We start from the raw sequence: 12,950 nt of genomic DNA on the forward strand, positions 1-12,950 counted from the left end.
AATTTGGAATCGGAATTCCTAGGCCGTCGTCCGGATCCGATTCCGCCCGAAAATGTAAATCGCGGTCGTGACAACCAATAGAGCGATACCAAGAAGAATCGCGGTCAGGCCAAGCGGAACCAGCACCACGGCGACGTTGTGATCTGGGTTAAGCAGCCAATGGTGGAGCGAGGTCAGGACGAAGGCGAGACCGAAGAAGCCGGCGGCGCCGCCGACCAGGAGCAGCGCCCACATCCGCCTGAGCTGGCTCAGCCGCGCCCGCGCCAAATCGGTGTGCGGGCTGTGATGGTGCGCAACCCGACGCACCAGCCGGGCCGCAAGCCCGATCGAGGAGAAGCCGATCAGCAGGCTCACGCCCCCAAGCCAGATCCGGAGCACGGGATCGAGATCCGGATTCCGCTGCAGCATCAATAATGGAAAGTCGAATGCCGCATGCAGCGCGACTGGTGCGATCAGCACCAGGGCCCAACTGGACATCCGCGCCCAATCGCGATGGCGACGATGGGCGCCGAGGGCCGTTCCGGCGCGGGCGATCGCGAGATAGGCGCCGGCGATGACCCCGAGCGCACCGTGAAAGGGCACCGTCAGCACGCTGCGAAGCGCAGCGAGCGAGCGCCATATATCCGCGTGCTGCACCAGATAAGCGAGGTTTTCATAGGCGGCGAAGCCGAGGCCGACGGCCGCGCCATAAACCACGGTGTCCATCGCGTTGCCAAAGTGACGGCGGCGCGAGGAAATGGCGGCGATCACCAGGACCTTGACGATCTCCTCCGGCAAGGCGACGCCGGCCACCGAATGCAGCACCTGCGCGGCCCAGGGATTGTCGACCACGACGGCCATCTGGCGAAACGGCGCCCGGACCAGGCCCAGCAGGAGGACGCTGGCGGCGCCGAGCGCAAACGCGGTCCACACCCTGAGCGGCGGGCCGGGATGGTCGCCGGCGGCAACCACGAGCCACAAAATCAGCAGGGCAGGTGCAATCGCTGCCGTTCCAATGACGGTGGGTAAGGCTTCCAACAAATTCATCTGAGGTGGCAGATAGGCCATGTGATCCGGTCATCCAAGACGCAGGGGCGGAGCGTAGCGGCGGGTTCCTCCCACGGTTTGGATTTGACATCGGCTCTTGGCTACGGGGCAAGGCGTCGCACCGCAAAATGTGCCACGCCCGGTCTGCCGCCCCCAACCTCCCACCGTCCCTCCGAAATGCCCGGCTTGCTCGCGGCCAAATCTGTTCAGGACAGCGGCCATTGGCGCCGCGCGGTGCGCGCGCCAGCGATGTCCGGGCGTCTGGGTTAGCAGTCGCGGCAGATCCGCGTGGTGCGTGGGCTCACTCTGTCGCCGTCGCGGTTGGAGTCTGCGTCACGCCCGCTGGTTGCCGGCGGGTTCCAGGTATCCGGCCGCGCCGCGGTCGGAGCTTCGGCGGTTGCCGGCTTCTCCACGCAGCTGAGCCGTGGGGTGGGGTCGGCAACGCGCCGGCATTCCAGGCCTTCGGCAAAGGCGGCCTGACTGAATGCGCAGGCGACCAGCAGAGCAGTTAGGATCTTCATCAATGTCCTCGTGGTTTCCGGGTCTCGGACCCGGTGATGCGAAACCGTGACGGATCTGATAGCGGGGCGGATGTTGCGCCGAAACGGCGCATTTCTTTGGCCGAGCCATCCCCGATTTGAAATAATTTGGCCATCCCGGCGCCGATCTCCTGCCGATCATGATGGGCAGGCGGTACAGCTTTCCCGGAAATTGCTGATCTGGATCAACGAAGTCCCCCCAGAACTGGGCTTCGATCCTGCCCCGCAGCAGTGCCCTCCAAGACGCTCCCACCCACCGATTTGCCTTGGTTGATTGCCTGACTGATTTGGCTCGGTACGGCCGAACAGGCCGAAGAACGGATCACATCATGGATTACGACGCCTATTTCGATCGCGCCCTTGGTCAGCTGCATCAGGAGCGCCGCTACCGGGTGTTTGCCGATCTCGAGCGCCTGGCCGGCCGCTTTCCCCATGCGATCTGGCATTCGCCGGAGGGCGAGCGCGACGTCGTGATCTGGTGCTCGAACGATTATCTCGGCATGGGCCAGCATCCCAAGGTCATCGGCGCCATGGTCGATGCGGCGACGCGGATGGGGACCGGCGCCGGCGGCACCCGCAACATCGCCGGCACCAACCATCCGCTGATCGAGCTCGAGCGGGAGCTCGCCGATCTCCACGGCAAGCAGGCCGCGCTGGTCTTCACCTCAGGCTATGTCTCCAACGAGACCGGCATCTCCACCATCGCCAAGCTGCTGCCGAACTGCCTGCTGCTGTCGGATTCGCTGAACCACAATTCCATGATCGAAGGCGTCCGCAAGGCCGGCACCGAGAAGCAGATCTGGCGGCACAACGACACGGCGCATCTGGAGCAGCTCTTGCGCGCCGCCGATCCGGATCGGCCCAAGCTGATCATCTGCGAAAGCCTGTATTCGATGGACGGCGACGTCGCGCCATTGCACCGGATCTGCGACCTCGCCGAGCGTTATGGCGCGCTGACCTATGTCGACGAGGTGCATGCAGTCGGCATGTACGGCCCGCGCGGCGGCGGCATCGCCGAGCGCGACGGTGCCATGGACCGGATCGACATCCTGGAGGGCACGCTGGCCAAGGCCTATGGCTGTCTCGGCGGCTATATCGCAGCCAACGCGAACCTGATCGACGCGGTGCGCTCCTATGCGCCGGGCTTCATCTTCACCACCGCGCTGCCGCCGCCGGTCTGCGCGGCCGCGACCGCCGCGATCCGTCACCTGAAGACCTCGCAATGGGAACGGCAGCGGCATCAGGATCGCGCCGCGCGGCTCAAGGCCGTGCTGCATGCGGCGGGCCTGCCGGTGATGCCGAGCGACACCCATATCGTCCCGGTTCATGTCGGCAATCCCGAAAAGTGCAAGCTGGCCTCCGACCTCTTGTTGTCGGAGCACGGCATCTACATCCAGCCGATCAACTATCCGACCGTGCCGCGCGGGCAGGAGCGGCTGCGCATCACGCCGTCGCCCTATCATGATGACGGCCTGATCGATGCGCTCGCCGAGGCGCTGGTCGAGGTCTGGGAGCGTCTGGACCTGCAACGTACGGAGCAGGCGAGGGCAGCGGAGTGATCCGCCGCGCCAGCCTGGCTCCGATTGATCTGGCGCAATGCCGAAGGACTGTTCCGGCGTAGCTTCGGTTAGCGCGGGCTCGATCGTGCAAGACGAGCTCGCAGGCGGGCGAGGTCGGTCATGGCGAAGATCATCGACGCATTGCGGGACGAGCACCAGAATATCGAGACACTGCTTGGCGTGCTTGAGCATGAGCTCGAGTTGTTCGATCGTAATCAGCGGCCCGATTACGATATCCTGCAAAGCATCATCCAGTATTTCGAAGATTTTCCGCAGAGCTGTCATCATCCCAAGGAAGAGATGATCTTCGAAAAGCTGCGCGTGCGCGATCCGCGCGCCGCCGCGGCCTACGGCGATGTCGACGCCGAGCACGAGACCGAGGCCAGGCGGTTGCGCAAGTTTGCCGACGCGGTGAATGCGGTGCTGGCCGATCAGGAGGTCTTGCGCGAGACCTTCCATCTCGCCGTGCACGACTTCATCAAGAACCAGCGCGAGCACCTGAAGAGGGAAGAAGCTCTGCTGTTTCCGGCGGCGGCGAAGGCGCTCACGGCCGGCGATTGGGCCGACATCGATACCCACATGGCGAACAAGACAGATCCGCTATTCGGCGGCGCCGCGGAAGAGAAATTCCATAGCCTCGAACGCACCATCCTGCGCTGGGAGCAGGAAGCGGAAGAGGCGCGCGCTACGGTACGATAGGCACGCGTCGCGTGGCACTGGCTTGGTGTCGGCGTATCGTCGAGTGCAGGCGCGCATCCGCAATCATACGGAAGCGCGCATTAAGCTCCCGTTAACTAAATCGGGCTCACGCTGATTGGTATCCTGCGACGGAACCGGACAACCGGGAGCCGGCAGTCGCGACAAAGGGTCGGCGGCGTAGCGCCCGCCGGCCTTTTTGCTGAGCGTGCGAGCTCAATTCCGCCGGGCCAGCGAGCGCAGGAAGCCCTGATATTCTTCGTTGAGTTCCATGTCGACGGCAGGCGCCAGCTTCAAGAGCGCGTTGGCGATGAACGGCTGGTCGTTGCGCGGCTCATCGAGTACCTCGCGCAGCACCGGCACGTTGTCCTCGATGTGGTGCAGGAAGGCGACGCCTTTCTCCGCCGTCTCCGTCCAGCGGCCCCGCGTCCATTTCGCGAGCGGGTACATGATCTCGTGGATGAAGTTGGACTTGCGCGCCTTCTCGAAGAAGCGCAGGCCCGTGCTCCAGTTCTCCTTGGCGCGCAACGGCGGCGGCGGAATGTCGCCGAGCAGAAGCTTCTTGCCGGCCTGGCCCACGAAATCGTCCAGCGTCGTCGGCGCATCGATCGTTGTGCGGAAATGCCAGAGCGCGAAGGAGCCGGGGAAATCCTTGCCCATGCGCTCGAGCAGGGCTGTTTCGACCTTGTCGAGGGCCGGCTTGTCGCCTTTCAGCGCCGCCGTCATCGCGAACGCAAACAGCGCGTCATTGCCGACCTCGTGCACGCCGCCGCCCTTGAGCTGCGCCGCCGACAGCGCCGGCGTTTTGCCGTCGGCGGGGACTTCGGCCTCACCGGCGCGCTGCGCCTTGATGAAGGCCGTGATCTCCAGCCAGCCCATCAGGCTGGCGACGAAGGCGTCGGGATCGACGTGGACGATGGCGAGGTTGAGCGGCTCCTTGCGCTGTCTCAGCTCCGCCATATCGGTCATGACTTGCTCCGTCGCCGCATTGTCTCTGCTCGCACCGTCCGTGTCGGTTTCCCGACAGCACCAACGCGCGACGAAGACTCCTGCCGTGATGGCAGCAAGAAGGGTGCCAGCACCGCGGCGAAGACCTCTGCTTGCGCGGGTGCCGCTTTTCCGGGCTCACGCTGCCGCGCATGGCCGGCATAGGATGACGCGCGGCATGCTCGATGGAAGGTTGTGAATGTTCACCCGCGTTTGCAAAGTCGACACGATCGACGAAGGCGGCATGCGCCTCGTCATCGCCGACGCTCAGCTCATCATCCTGGCCTGGCCGGACAACGGTGAGCTCAAGGCGTTCCAGGGCGTCTGTCCGCATACGGCCGCGCCGCTGGATGAAGCCGGATTCGATGGCCGGGTGCTGAGCTGCCCGGTCCACAACTGGACCTGGGACGCCTCGACCGGCGCGCCGCTGCACCCGCAGGAAAGCGCGCTCGCTGAATATCCGGTGAAGGTCGAGGACGGGATCGTTTACATCGATACCATCGGGGTCACGCCGCTGTTTGCCGCCCGGTGAGCCTCGGAGGAACAGACTGCGCGTGGGATTCCCAACATCGGCTTGCCCGACCGGCGAAAGGACACTATACGTTCGGCCGCGCCGGGGCGGAATCGGATTGAAACCGCGGCCGGCGTCGCAATTTTTCGCCGCAACGCGTTGAATTGCCGAGGGTTTTACGGAACCTGGAGAACGATGACGTCGCGCGAGGATGCTCGTCGTGCCGTCCAGCGTTTTGCTCCCTTCGTCTATCGGTCAGGACGCCACCCTTTCACGGTGGAGAGAGCGGTTCGATTCCGCTAGGGAGCGCCATCTATTTCCTCCTAGTCCCTGGTCCCGGAATGGCAGCAGCTATCGCGGACCTGCACGCCTGCCGCACTCTTGAGCAGGCAGCTCTCGGCAGAACCCGCTCCCGAACTGCCGGCCCGCCGCCAAGTCCACGCACGGCAGGCCGCCGTGTCCTGGCATAGCTGGCGGCAACGGCGCCAATCCTGGCCCGGGATCTCGCTGCGGCTGATATCGTGGCCGGGGAGGCGGATGCCTGGCAAGGGCGGCACCGGACAACTGATGTGGTAGCCGCTCGCGATGTCGACCCTGGTCGCGGGATTGATGTTTCCGCCATCGACCACGCAGCCGCGTTTCCCTTCGATGAACAGCACGAGGTCGACGTCCTGCGCGTAGTTCGTCGGGCTGGCCACGCAGAGGTCGGTATCAATCCGTTCCGCCAGGTTCACGAAGGGGTAGTCACGGACTTCAAGGCTGCCGTGCGATTGGCAGGCAGAGGGTACCGCATCGACGTCGCGGGCATCCCAATGGGCGCGCACGCACGAGGTGATCGCGCGTCGCGCCTCCCGCCGAGCTTCATTGACTTGGTAATAATGCGTGACTGTGTTGCGCACCGACCACCGATAGGCTTTGCGCGCGGTGCTGGTGCCTGATGGACGCACCTCGAGAGTGGCTGTGCAACTTCGCGTGTAATCGGCCGCCGCCGGCCGAACGTCGGACATGGCGATGGTGGCGGCGGCGAGGGCCAGCAGCGACACCCGCTGCCACGCGAATGTTTTCGATCTCGGCGTCATTGAAGCTCGCCTCCACTCGAATGCCGCTTCTTAGCCCGGCCGGGCGCGCCCGCATTGAGAATGATCAAATCGCGCAAATGAGACGAGGCGCTGCGATCTCTGTCAGGGCAAGGGGCGGGTTAGCGTCGCGTAACCCGCCGGGATCATAAGCCGGGGCGCGCGGGCTACACGCGCCCCGGCTTCTTGCTGTCGAGCCTCTGTCCAAGAGCGCGGTGAGCCTTGGTCAGTGCGACATCGTTTCGAATGACGGCATTGTTGCCGCCCTGACGGCGCGGAAGAACGACGCCTGGCCGTGGACGGCGGCGTAGAGATTGAGGCGGCCCCAGCCGTCCCAGCTGTTCCCGTCGAGCAGGGCATAGCCGGCCGGCAGCGCGGTGTCGCGCAGGATCTCGCTGCGCTGCTCGTCCGTCATATAGGGGAAGCGCGTCAGCAGCAGCACCTGCGCCTGCACCGGCACGACTTCGGGCGCATGGATATGGCTCGCCAGCGCGAGCCCGTAGGTCATGCGGAAGGTGTAGCTCTTGGTGTCGTCGGCATCGATGTCGTCGTCGAACGCCTCGCGATCGCGATGCCGGTCCTCTCCGGCCTTCGCTTCGTTCTTCTCGATGCACCTCTCGACGCTGCTGGTGCCGCAGGATTGCGCCAGATATTTCTGGGTCTGGGTGTAGGCTTGGTGGATCGCGTAAGCGGCGGCATTGGCAGGATTGGTCCAATCGACCCGGTTGCCGTTCGCATCGTACAGCGCGTTGTAGATGTTGGTGGCGACGATCGCGGTGGCCTCGATGCGGCCGCCGATCACGTCGAGCGGCGAGTGCATGCCGGCGAGGATGCGGTTGTTGCCGAGATCGGCCGCGCGCGCCAAGAGGCTCGCATATTGCTGCGGCACCAGGAAGGCGAGGCCGAGCGCCTGGTTGTAGGCGAGGTTGGTGTGGCCGCTGATATAGGCACCATCGGCATAGGGATTGCTGCCGTTGATGATCTGCCAGAGCAGGGTGGGGACATTCACCGCGCTCGACAGCCGGTACGGCCGCGGCGCCGTGCCGATGCCCGGGACATAGTCGCCGACATTGAACGTCGTCGGGGTGAAATTGCCGGAAGCATCATAGGAGCCCACATTGGGGACTGCGATCGGCTTGCCGCCGTTGGCCGTCACCATGGCCTGCGTCACGGTGAAACCGCGGACCCAGTTGACAGTGGTGCCGTAGACAGGCGGGACGGAGAAATTGCTGAAATAGGTCGGCACCACGAATTGCGCCGTGTCGGCGGTGGTGAGGCCCGCCTTGTTGCTGGTGGCGCTGTAATTGCCGTAGCGCGCATCGAGCGGGCTGATTGCGCCTGCTGCGATCGAACCCGGATTGGTCACAGGCGCGGTCGAGCCCATATAGCGCTCGAATGTGCGCTTCGGCGGCTCGGTCGAGGCGTTGTTGCGGATGGTGTTGTTGAGGAAGTTCGCGGCCGCCGCCAACGGCGTCGCCGTGCCGTCTCCGAACGTCGCGAAGCCGATCGTGGCGCCGTTCAGGTAGTTAATGCCCAGGGCGGTCGGTGCGTAATCCTGCAGGGTGGTGGTCACGTAGGAGGTCGGGGTCAGCTTCGCCGGCGCCGTTCCCGTGGTGGACGACCCAATTCCAGTCATGAAAGAGGAGGTCAGCACGCCGAGGCCGTTCAGCACGCTGTAGGGCTGCGCGGTGCGATCGTCGTGGATGGCGGCGAGCGTCTGCGCCGGCGTCCGATTCCGCGTCATCCTGACCACGGTCGCGATGTTCTGATCCATCACACCCGCGCCATGCTTGAGCTGCGGGTTGTACTGCATCAGGTTGACGTAGGAATCGAGCAGATTGACGATCGTGGAGCCGACCGACGCGGTTGAGCTATTGGTGAAGTTCACCGGCGGGGTGGTCGGAATGCTGCCGGCGTGCGCGGCAAACGGGACAAGCGCAGCTCCGAGAGCTGCATAATTCCAAAATTTTGACGATGCGGACGACATCCAAGAGCCCCAGGGATCAAGATTGCTGGGCCAATCCGGCCCATGCCGTTGCGGGCGGTCTTGCGATGATCCGGGATGCGAAAGACCGTCGCGGCTTCTTATCTGTCGATTTTAACTGTTTGGTAACAAGTCGGCCGGTGGCGCGGAAATCGCGAGGTTGTCGCCGGAAAAACGCACATGTTCATTGCGGGAAAGATGTCGGGGCTACCACCGGCGCGCGATGCCCCGACGTGCACGATGGTCCTGGTACGATTGTGCTGGCACGATTGTCTTGGCGCGATCGCCCTGGCACGGCCGCGGTCGGCTTGGCGATCTTTCTTTAGTCAAATCAACCCGATCTTAGGGGCTGCCGCGATAGCGCATCGCCTGCACGGAGGTCGATGCGAGATGGCTGCCCCCAAGAAGCGCGAAGCGCGGAAATCCATGAAGCAAGCTGCGTGGATCACGCTGGATGGTGGATTCGCCGTGCGACATTGCCTGGTGCAGAACATTTCAAGTGCCGGCGCCAAGATCACACTCGACGACGCGGTCGCCTTGCCCAACACCATTCGGCTGGCGTTTTCGCGCGATGCGCGCACCGGCCGGCTTTGCCAGGTGGTGTGGCGCCGAGGAGCCTCGGCTGGAGTCAAGTTCATCGGCTGAGGCGGCATGCGGGCTGGCGAAGCTCGGCTCGCACCGTTAAAACAGCCCGATGTGCAGATCGTTCATGCTCGTTGCGGTGCTCAGCCTGTCGTGGGCGACGACCGTGCTCGCGCAATCGCCGGGAGCCTCGTTGCTTGTGCCGAGCGCTCCGACGGCCAAAGCGGCGACAGCCAAAACTCCGCCGACGGTGAAGCCGATGCCCCGTGCCGGCATGAGCAATCCATGCACCGCCTATGGGCCAAGCTTTGCGAAGCTCCCCGGCACCGACACCTGCGTGAAGGTCGGCGGTGCCGCGAGCATCGAGGCCGGAAGTTCGCTCCGGCGCTGATCGTGGCGATGGCGCCGCTGCGCACTTACGAGAGCGGTGCTGCGACGTGCCGGATGAAGGCCGGCCGGCCGGAGAGCGCCCGGTACCAGCGCGACAGATGCGGCAGCTCCGGCTTCTCGATGCCTTCGAGCCCGAACCAGCGGCGTGCGAACGCGCCGAGCGCGATGTCGGCCAGCGTGAAGATCTCGGCCTCGACATAGCGTCGCGTCTCCAGATGCGCATCGAGGATTCGCCACAGCGCAGCGGCCTCGTCAGCGCCTTTCTGCAGCATCGCCATGTCGCGCTGTTCGGGCGGTGTGCGGATCAGTCCCCAGAACACCGGGCGCTCGACCGGCTGCACCGTCGAGAGCGTCCAGTCGAGCCACCGCTCCACGCGCGCGCGCTGCCGCGGCTGTTTCGGATAGATCGGCGCATCCGCGCCATAGGCCAGGCAGAGATAGCGCATGATCGCGTTGGATTCCCACAGCACGAAATCACCGTCCACCAGGGTGGGGATCCGTCCGTTCGGATTCATCGCGAGATAATCGGACTCGGTGTTGCGGCCGAACTGCATGCCGGCATCGATTCGGTCGTAAGCGAGGCCGAGCTCAGCGGAGCACCACAGCACCTTCTGAACGTTCACCGAATTCGGGCGGCCCCAGATCGTCGGTCGGATCTCGTTCGGCATCGCGCGCTGCTCCTCCAGAATGTCGGCGTGGTGATAGTCGCTGCGCCCCAGACATGCAAAAAGCCCCACCGTAGGCGGGGCTTTTCGACGGTGCGTATCGACTTCGGGATCAGTGACCGAAGATCAGCCACAGCAGGATGATCACCGGAATCGGCACGCCCAACAGCCAAAGCAGAAGTCCTCGCGCCATGTCCGCCTCCACGTGTTCCTCTCCAATCGGAGCGACAACGCGGTGCCGGCGGTGATGTTCCGGTCCTGGCGGCGTCCTTGGATGACGCTCTTGGCAAGCGTTTTTGGACGGCGGTCTCGGGCGAACTACCAGTGCCCGGTGTTCGGCATCGAAAGCCACGGCTCCTGCGGCGGCTTCGGCTCTCCCTTCTGCAGCAGCTCGATCGAATGCAGGTCCGGCGAGCGGATGAAGGCCATGTTGCCGTCGCGCGGCGGACGGTTGATGGTGACGCCGAGCTTCATCAGCCGCTCGCAGGTGGCGTAGATGTCGTCGACCTCATAGGCGAGATGGCCGAAGAAGCGGTCTTCGCCATAGCTCTCTTCATCCCAATTGTAGGTGAGCTCGACCAGCGGTGCACCCCGCGTCGCCGGCTGGCTCTTCAGCAGGTGTTCATCTTCGGGCGCGCAAAGGAAGAGCAGTGTGAACCGGCCCTTCTCGTTATCGATCCGGCGGACCTCCTTCAGCCCGAGCGCATCGGAAAAGAATTTCAGCGCGACGTCGAGATTGCGCACGCGCAGCATGGTGTGGAGGTAGCGCATTTTTCTTGTCTCCTTGGACGAAATCCGGTGCTCGACGGGGACTGTCGGCCGCGCCCCGTCCATAGCAGCAAAAGCCGCAGCGAGGCAGAGGATCCCGCCGGCGTAGAGATCGGCTCGCGTGGAATTGTTCATGTTGAGCGGCATAAGCCGGCGCCCGCACCAGACCTTCGCGTCTCGTTTGCCGTTCGGGAAAATGCAGGAGAGGAGAGCGCCACGGGTCGAAGCTGGCGTCGTCCGTTGGGTCGAACGGTTATCGGCTGCCGTCTTGCGGCGCGACGACGTGTCGCGAAAGCCTATTTTCGCAGTGATTCGCGACGTCGACCGACGCCTCCGTGGAGCCCATTTCAAGGTTATTTCCACGCAATTGTGCGAGAAAGTGTCGCTGAAATCACGCGACCAAGCCAGAAATGCCTTAAAACATAGGGAAAAATGAAACTCGGGGGGCCATTGACGATCATCAATCCTTGACTTCTGCTCGTGTCGTTGGAATTTTGGCGTCGCTGCGGGTGCTTCGGGGCCCTTAAAAACCAGGAGATTCCCGAAAGAACGCGGGGTCACTTCCGACCAGACGACTCAAAGTCCCGGCTGCGCAATGCAGTTACAAAGCCCCGACCGATCCGTGCAGCAATGCGCGAGATAGCCGCGTGCAGTCGTCTAAGTCTTTCATCGGTACCACTCAAAGGAGATACGATGGCTACCCAACTTTCCAAGTCGCAGTTGATCGAGAAGATTGCGACCACGACTGAGCTGTCCAAGCGCGACGTCAAGAACGTCATGGAGACGCTCACCGACGTCGGCCACAAGGAGTTGAAGAAGAACGGGGTGTTCCTGGTCCCCGGCTTCGCGAAGTTTGTGGTGATCAAGAAGCCCGCCACCAAGGCGCGGAAGGGCACCAATCCCTTCACCGGCGAGGAGATGATGTTCAAGGCCAAGCCGGCGCGGAAGATCGTGCGGGCTCGCCCCGTCAAGGCCGCCAAGGACGCGGTTGCCTGAGACCAGAGGCCCCCTGAAAAGGGGGCCTCTTACTTTGCGTATTCGTTCGCGTCGGTGGCTGGCGAATAGGCGTCGCAAGGTGCAGTCGCCCTGCTGCCGACCTGCGTCAATGGAGGTGGCAGCTACGATGCGGTGCTCGAACGCCGCGGCGAGCAGGCCAGGTAGACGCTCTGCTGACGCGCCGTGAGCCGATGCCCGGTGCCGACGCTCGGCAGGAGCGAGGTTAAAACGACAGCAGCGCCACGGACGGCGGAATATGTTCGCCGAGTGACGCTGCCTCGAAGACTGGGCCCTGAAATCCCCAGCAACAGTCCGTCCCTGCGCGGGCAAAAAGGTTCAAAAAATTCTGCCAGCGAGCCGGGAGGCCGTTGTGCTCGACGTCGCCGACATAGCCTAGGCCAAAGGGGCGATCGAGAAGGCGAGGGGACTGTCACAAGCGACAAGTCGCATCATTTCTCGGCACGGCAACGGCAAGGTCTTCTCAGGGATCAAATCGAAACGGCTGCTGCGCACTGAAGTTCCGATCGGCTTCGTCGCGTATGCTTCATCGCACGCGCAACCGGACCGATGCGGCCGCTAGGCCTTGTCCTGACGAACCTCCTCTGGGGCGCTGTCTGCGACGTCAGGCCAGTCGCGCGAAGCGAGGACGAGGAAACCGCCATATCCGATGATGTTCAAGACCAGTTCCAACCATGACGGCATGGGGCACCTCGCTTGATCCAGAACGTTCGAACTGTCGCCGCGTTCCGTGGTGCGGATCGGGCAAACGCCTGCAACCAAGGCAGGCCGTGCGCGTTGGATGCTGGTGTTCAAGTGGAGGACATGACCATGAGAAAAACACTGGCAGTGTTGGCGACGGTCGGCGCTGTGGCCGCGACCGCGCCGGCTGAGGCGCGCGGCATCGGACCCGGTCTTGCTTTCGGCCTTGCGGCGGGTGCGCTGACCGCGGGCGCGATCGCAGCGTCACATCCGTATTATTACGGCCCCGACTACGACTACTATTATGGGCCTCGCTACGTTTATGGCCCGGGCCCGTACGCGTATTATGGCGGTCCCTACTATCACCGCCACCACTATTGGCACCACTACTGGTGATGATAAAGCCCGGAAGCCCTGCTTCCGGGCTTTTCGCTGCTTGTGACCCCAGCGAGCGGCGGCGGCGGAGCGAATT

At 63.8% G+C, this 12,950-nt stretch carries 15 protein-coding genes and 1 tRNA gene; 8 read left to right on the forward strand and 8 right to left on the reverse strand.

Going from position 1 to position 12,950, the window contains the following annotated elements:
• Positions 1-18: 18 nt before the first annotated feature.
• Positions 19-1,026, reverse strand: a complete 1,008-nt coding sequence (locus tag QX071_RS17045; protein WP_315704277.1) for a PrsW family intramembrane metalloprotease — start codon at positions 1,024-1,026, stop codon at positions 19-21.
• 266 nt (positions 1,027-1,292) lie between these two features.
• Complete coding sequence (locus tag QX071_RS17050; RefSeq protein WP_315703802.1) at positions 1,293-1,547, reverse strand: hypothetical protein; 255 nt, start codon at positions 1,545-1,547, stop codon at positions 1,293-1,295.
• A 347-nt stretch (positions 1,548-1,894) separates the two neighbouring features.
• Here QX071_RS17050 and hemA point away from each other — a divergent pair, with 347 nt between their 5' ends.
• Both hemA and QX071_RS17060 read left to right on the forward strand, forming a co-directional pair.
• On the forward strand, positions 1,895-3,124 hold the full coding sequence (hemA, locus tag QX071_RS17055) for a 5-aminolevulinate synthase (RefSeq protein ID WP_315729149.1): 1,230 nt from the start codon (positions 1,895-1,897) through the stop codon (positions 3,122-3,124).
• A gap of 120 nt (positions 3,125-3,244) precedes the next feature.
• A complete protein-coding gene (locus QX071_RS17060) occupies positions 3,245-3,823 on the forward strand; it encodes a hemerythrin domain-containing protein (protein WP_315703804.1) in 579 nt (192 codons plus the stop codon).
• 213 nt (positions 3,824-4,036) lie between these two features.
• On the opposite strand, the gene QX071_RS17065 is transcribed toward QX071_RS17060, so the two are convergent.
• The gene (locus QX071_RS17065) at positions 4,037-4,789 is read right to left on the reverse strand and encodes a hypothetical protein (RefSeq protein ID WP_315703805.1); all 753 of its coding nucleotides are present in this window, start codon (positions 4,787-4,789) and stop codon (positions 4,037-4,039) included.
• 217 nt (positions 4,790-5,006) lie between these two features.
• Between QX071_RS17065 and QX071_RS17070 the strand changes: the two genes are divergently transcribed.
• Both QX071_RS17070 and QX071_RS17075 read left to right on the forward strand, forming a co-directional pair.
• Positions 5,007-5,339: a Rieske 2Fe-2S domain-containing protein gene (locus QX071_RS17070; protein ID WP_315729148.1), complete on the forward strand. Its 333-nt coding sequence runs from the start codon at positions 5,007-5,009 to the stop codon at positions 5,337-5,339.
• Positions 5,340-5,555: 216 nt separating this feature from the next.
• Positions 5,556-5,630: transfer RNA gene (locus QX071_RS17075), tRNA-Glu, on the forward strand.
• 11 nt (positions 5,631-5,641) lie between these two features.
• On the opposite strand, the gene QX071_RS17080 is transcribed toward QX071_RS17075, so the two are convergent.
• The gene (locus QX071_RS17080) at positions 5,642-6,397 is read right to left on the reverse strand and encodes a PAN domain-containing protein (protein WP_315703807.1); all 756 of its coding nucleotides are present in this window, start codon (positions 6,395-6,397) and stop codon (positions 5,642-5,644) included.
• A gap of 223 nt (positions 6,398-6,620) precedes the next feature.
• Positions 6,621-8,381, reverse strand: coding sequence for a hypothetical protein (locus tag QX071_RS17085; RefSeq protein ID WP_315703808.1), 1,761 nt, complete (start codon positions 8,379-8,381; stop codon positions 6,621-6,623).
• Between the two features lie 387 nt (positions 8,382-8,768).
• Here QX071_RS17085 and QX071_RS17090 point away from each other — a divergent pair, with 387 nt between their 5' ends.
• Positions 8,769-9,023 (forward strand): PilZ domain-containing protein, encoded by a 255-nt coding sequence (locus QX071_RS17090; RefSeq protein ID WP_315704278.1) that lies wholly within the window; start codon positions 8,769-8,771, stop codon positions 9,021-9,023.
• 64 nt (positions 9,024-9,087) lie between these two features.
• Positions 9,088-9,351 (forward strand): porin, encoded by a 264-nt coding sequence (locus QX071_RS17095; protein ID WP_315703809.1) that lies wholly within the window; start codon positions 9,088-9,090, stop codon positions 9,349-9,351.
• Positions 9,352-9,376: 25 nt separating this feature from the next.
• Here QX071_RS17095 and QX071_RS17100 read toward each other — a convergent pair whose 3' ends face one another.
• Together QX071_RS17100 and QX071_RS17105 are read right to left on the reverse strand one after the other, a co-directional pair.
• A complete protein-coding gene (locus QX071_RS17100) occupies positions 9,377-10,018 on the reverse strand; it encodes a glutathione S-transferase (protein WP_315703810.1) in 642 nt (213 codons plus the stop codon).
• A 315-nt stretch (positions 10,019-10,333) separates the two neighbouring features.
• Positions 10,334-10,786, reverse strand: coding sequence for a VOC family protein (locus QX071_RS17105; RefSeq protein ID WP_315703811.1), 453 nt, complete (start codon positions 10,784-10,786; stop codon positions 10,334-10,336).
• Between the two features lie 690 nt (positions 10,787-11,476).
• Here QX071_RS17105 and QX071_RS17110 point away from each other — a divergent pair.
• Positions 11,477-11,779: an HU family DNA-binding protein gene (locus tag QX071_RS17110; protein WP_315703812.1), complete on the forward strand. Its 303-nt coding sequence runs from the start codon at positions 11,477-11,479 to the stop codon at positions 11,777-11,779.
• A 576-nt stretch (positions 11,780-12,355) separates the two neighbouring features.
• Here QX071_RS17110 and QX071_RS17115 read toward each other — a convergent pair.
• Positions 12,356-12,481: a hypothetical protein gene (locus QX071_RS17115; RefSeq protein ID WP_315703813.1), complete on the reverse strand. Its 126-nt coding sequence runs from the start codon at positions 12,479-12,481 to the stop codon at positions 12,356-12,358.
• Between the two features lie 126 nt (positions 12,482-12,607).
• On the opposite strand from QX071_RS17115, the gene QX071_RS17120 reads away from it, so the two are divergent.
• The gene (locus tag QX071_RS17120) at positions 12,608-12,874 is read left to right on the forward strand and encodes a hypothetical protein (protein ID WP_315703814.1); all 267 of its coding nucleotides are present in this window, start codon (positions 12,608-12,610) and stop codon (positions 12,872-12,874) included.
• Positions 12,875-12,950: the final 76 nt, after the last annotated feature.

The sequence above is a fragment of the Bradyrhizobium sp. SZCCHNS1022 genome (assembly GCF_032484835.1).
GTDB lineage: Bacteria > Pseudomonadota > Alphaproteobacteria > Rhizobiales > Xanthobacteraceae > Bradyrhizobium.

What these genes read in the sequence shown, in the direction of transcription:
- QX071_RS17045 (WP_315704277.1), bottom strand. Translation starts at nt 1,026, where the DNA reads ATGAATTTGTTGGAAGCCTTACCCACCGTCATTGGAACGGCAGCGATT.
- QX071_RS17050 (WP_315703802.1), bottom strand. Translation starts at nt 1,547, where the DNA reads ATGAAGATCCTAACTGCTCTGCTGGTCGCCTGCGCATTCAGTCAGGCC.
- hemA (WP_315729149.1), top strand. Translation starts at nt 1,895, where the DNA reads ATGGATTACGACGCCTATTTCGATCGCGCCCTTGGTCAGCTGCATCAG.
- QX071_RS17060 (WP_315703804.1), top strand. Translation starts at nt 3,245, where the DNA reads ATGGCGAAGATCATCGACGCATTGCGGGACGAGCACCAGAATATCGAG.
- QX071_RS17065 (WP_315703805.1), bottom strand. Translation starts at nt 4,789, where the DNA reads ATGACCGATATGGCGGAGCTGAGACAGCGCAAGGAGCCGCTCAACCTC.
- QX071_RS17070 (WP_315729148.1), top strand. Translation starts at nt 5,007, where the DNA reads ATGTTCACCCGCGTTTGCAAAGTCGACACGATCGACGAAGGCGGCATG.
- QX071_RS17080 (WP_315703807.1), bottom strand. Translation starts at nt 6,397, where the DNA reads ATGACGCCGAGATCGAAAACATTCGCGTGGCAGCGGGTGTCGCTGCTG.
- QX071_RS17085 (WP_315703808.1), bottom strand. Translation starts at nt 8,381, where the DNA reads ATGTCGTCCGCATCGTCAAAATTTTGGAATTATGCAGCTCTCGGAGCT.
- QX071_RS17090 (WP_315704278.1), top strand. Translation starts at nt 8,769, where the DNA reads ATGGCTGCCCCCAAGAAGCGCGAAGCGCGGAAATCCATGAAGCAAGCT.
- QX071_RS17095 (WP_315703809.1), top strand. Translation starts at nt 9,088, where the DNA reads ATGCTCGTTGCGGTGCTCAGCCTGTCGTGGGCGACGACCGTGCTCGCG.
- QX071_RS17100 (WP_315703810.1), bottom strand. Translation starts at nt 10,018, where the DNA reads ATGCCGAACGAGATCCGACCGACGATCTGGGGCCGCCCGAATTCGGTG.
- QX071_RS17105 (WP_315703811.1), bottom strand. Translation starts at nt 10,786, where the DNA reads ATGCGCTACCTCCACACCATGCTGCGCGTGCGCAATCTCGACGTCGCG.
- QX071_RS17110 (WP_315703812.1), top strand. Translation starts at nt 11,477, where the DNA reads ATGGCTACCCAACTTTCCAAGTCGCAGTTGATCGAGAAGATTGCGACC.
- QX071_RS17115 (WP_315703813.1), bottom strand. Translation starts at nt 12,481, where the DNA reads ATGCCGTCATGGTTGGAACTGGTCTTGAACATCATCGGATATGGCGGT.
- QX071_RS17120 (WP_315703814.1), top strand. Translation starts at nt 12,608, where the DNA reads ATGAGAAAAACACTGGCAGTGTTGGCGACGGTCGGCGCTGTGGCCGCG.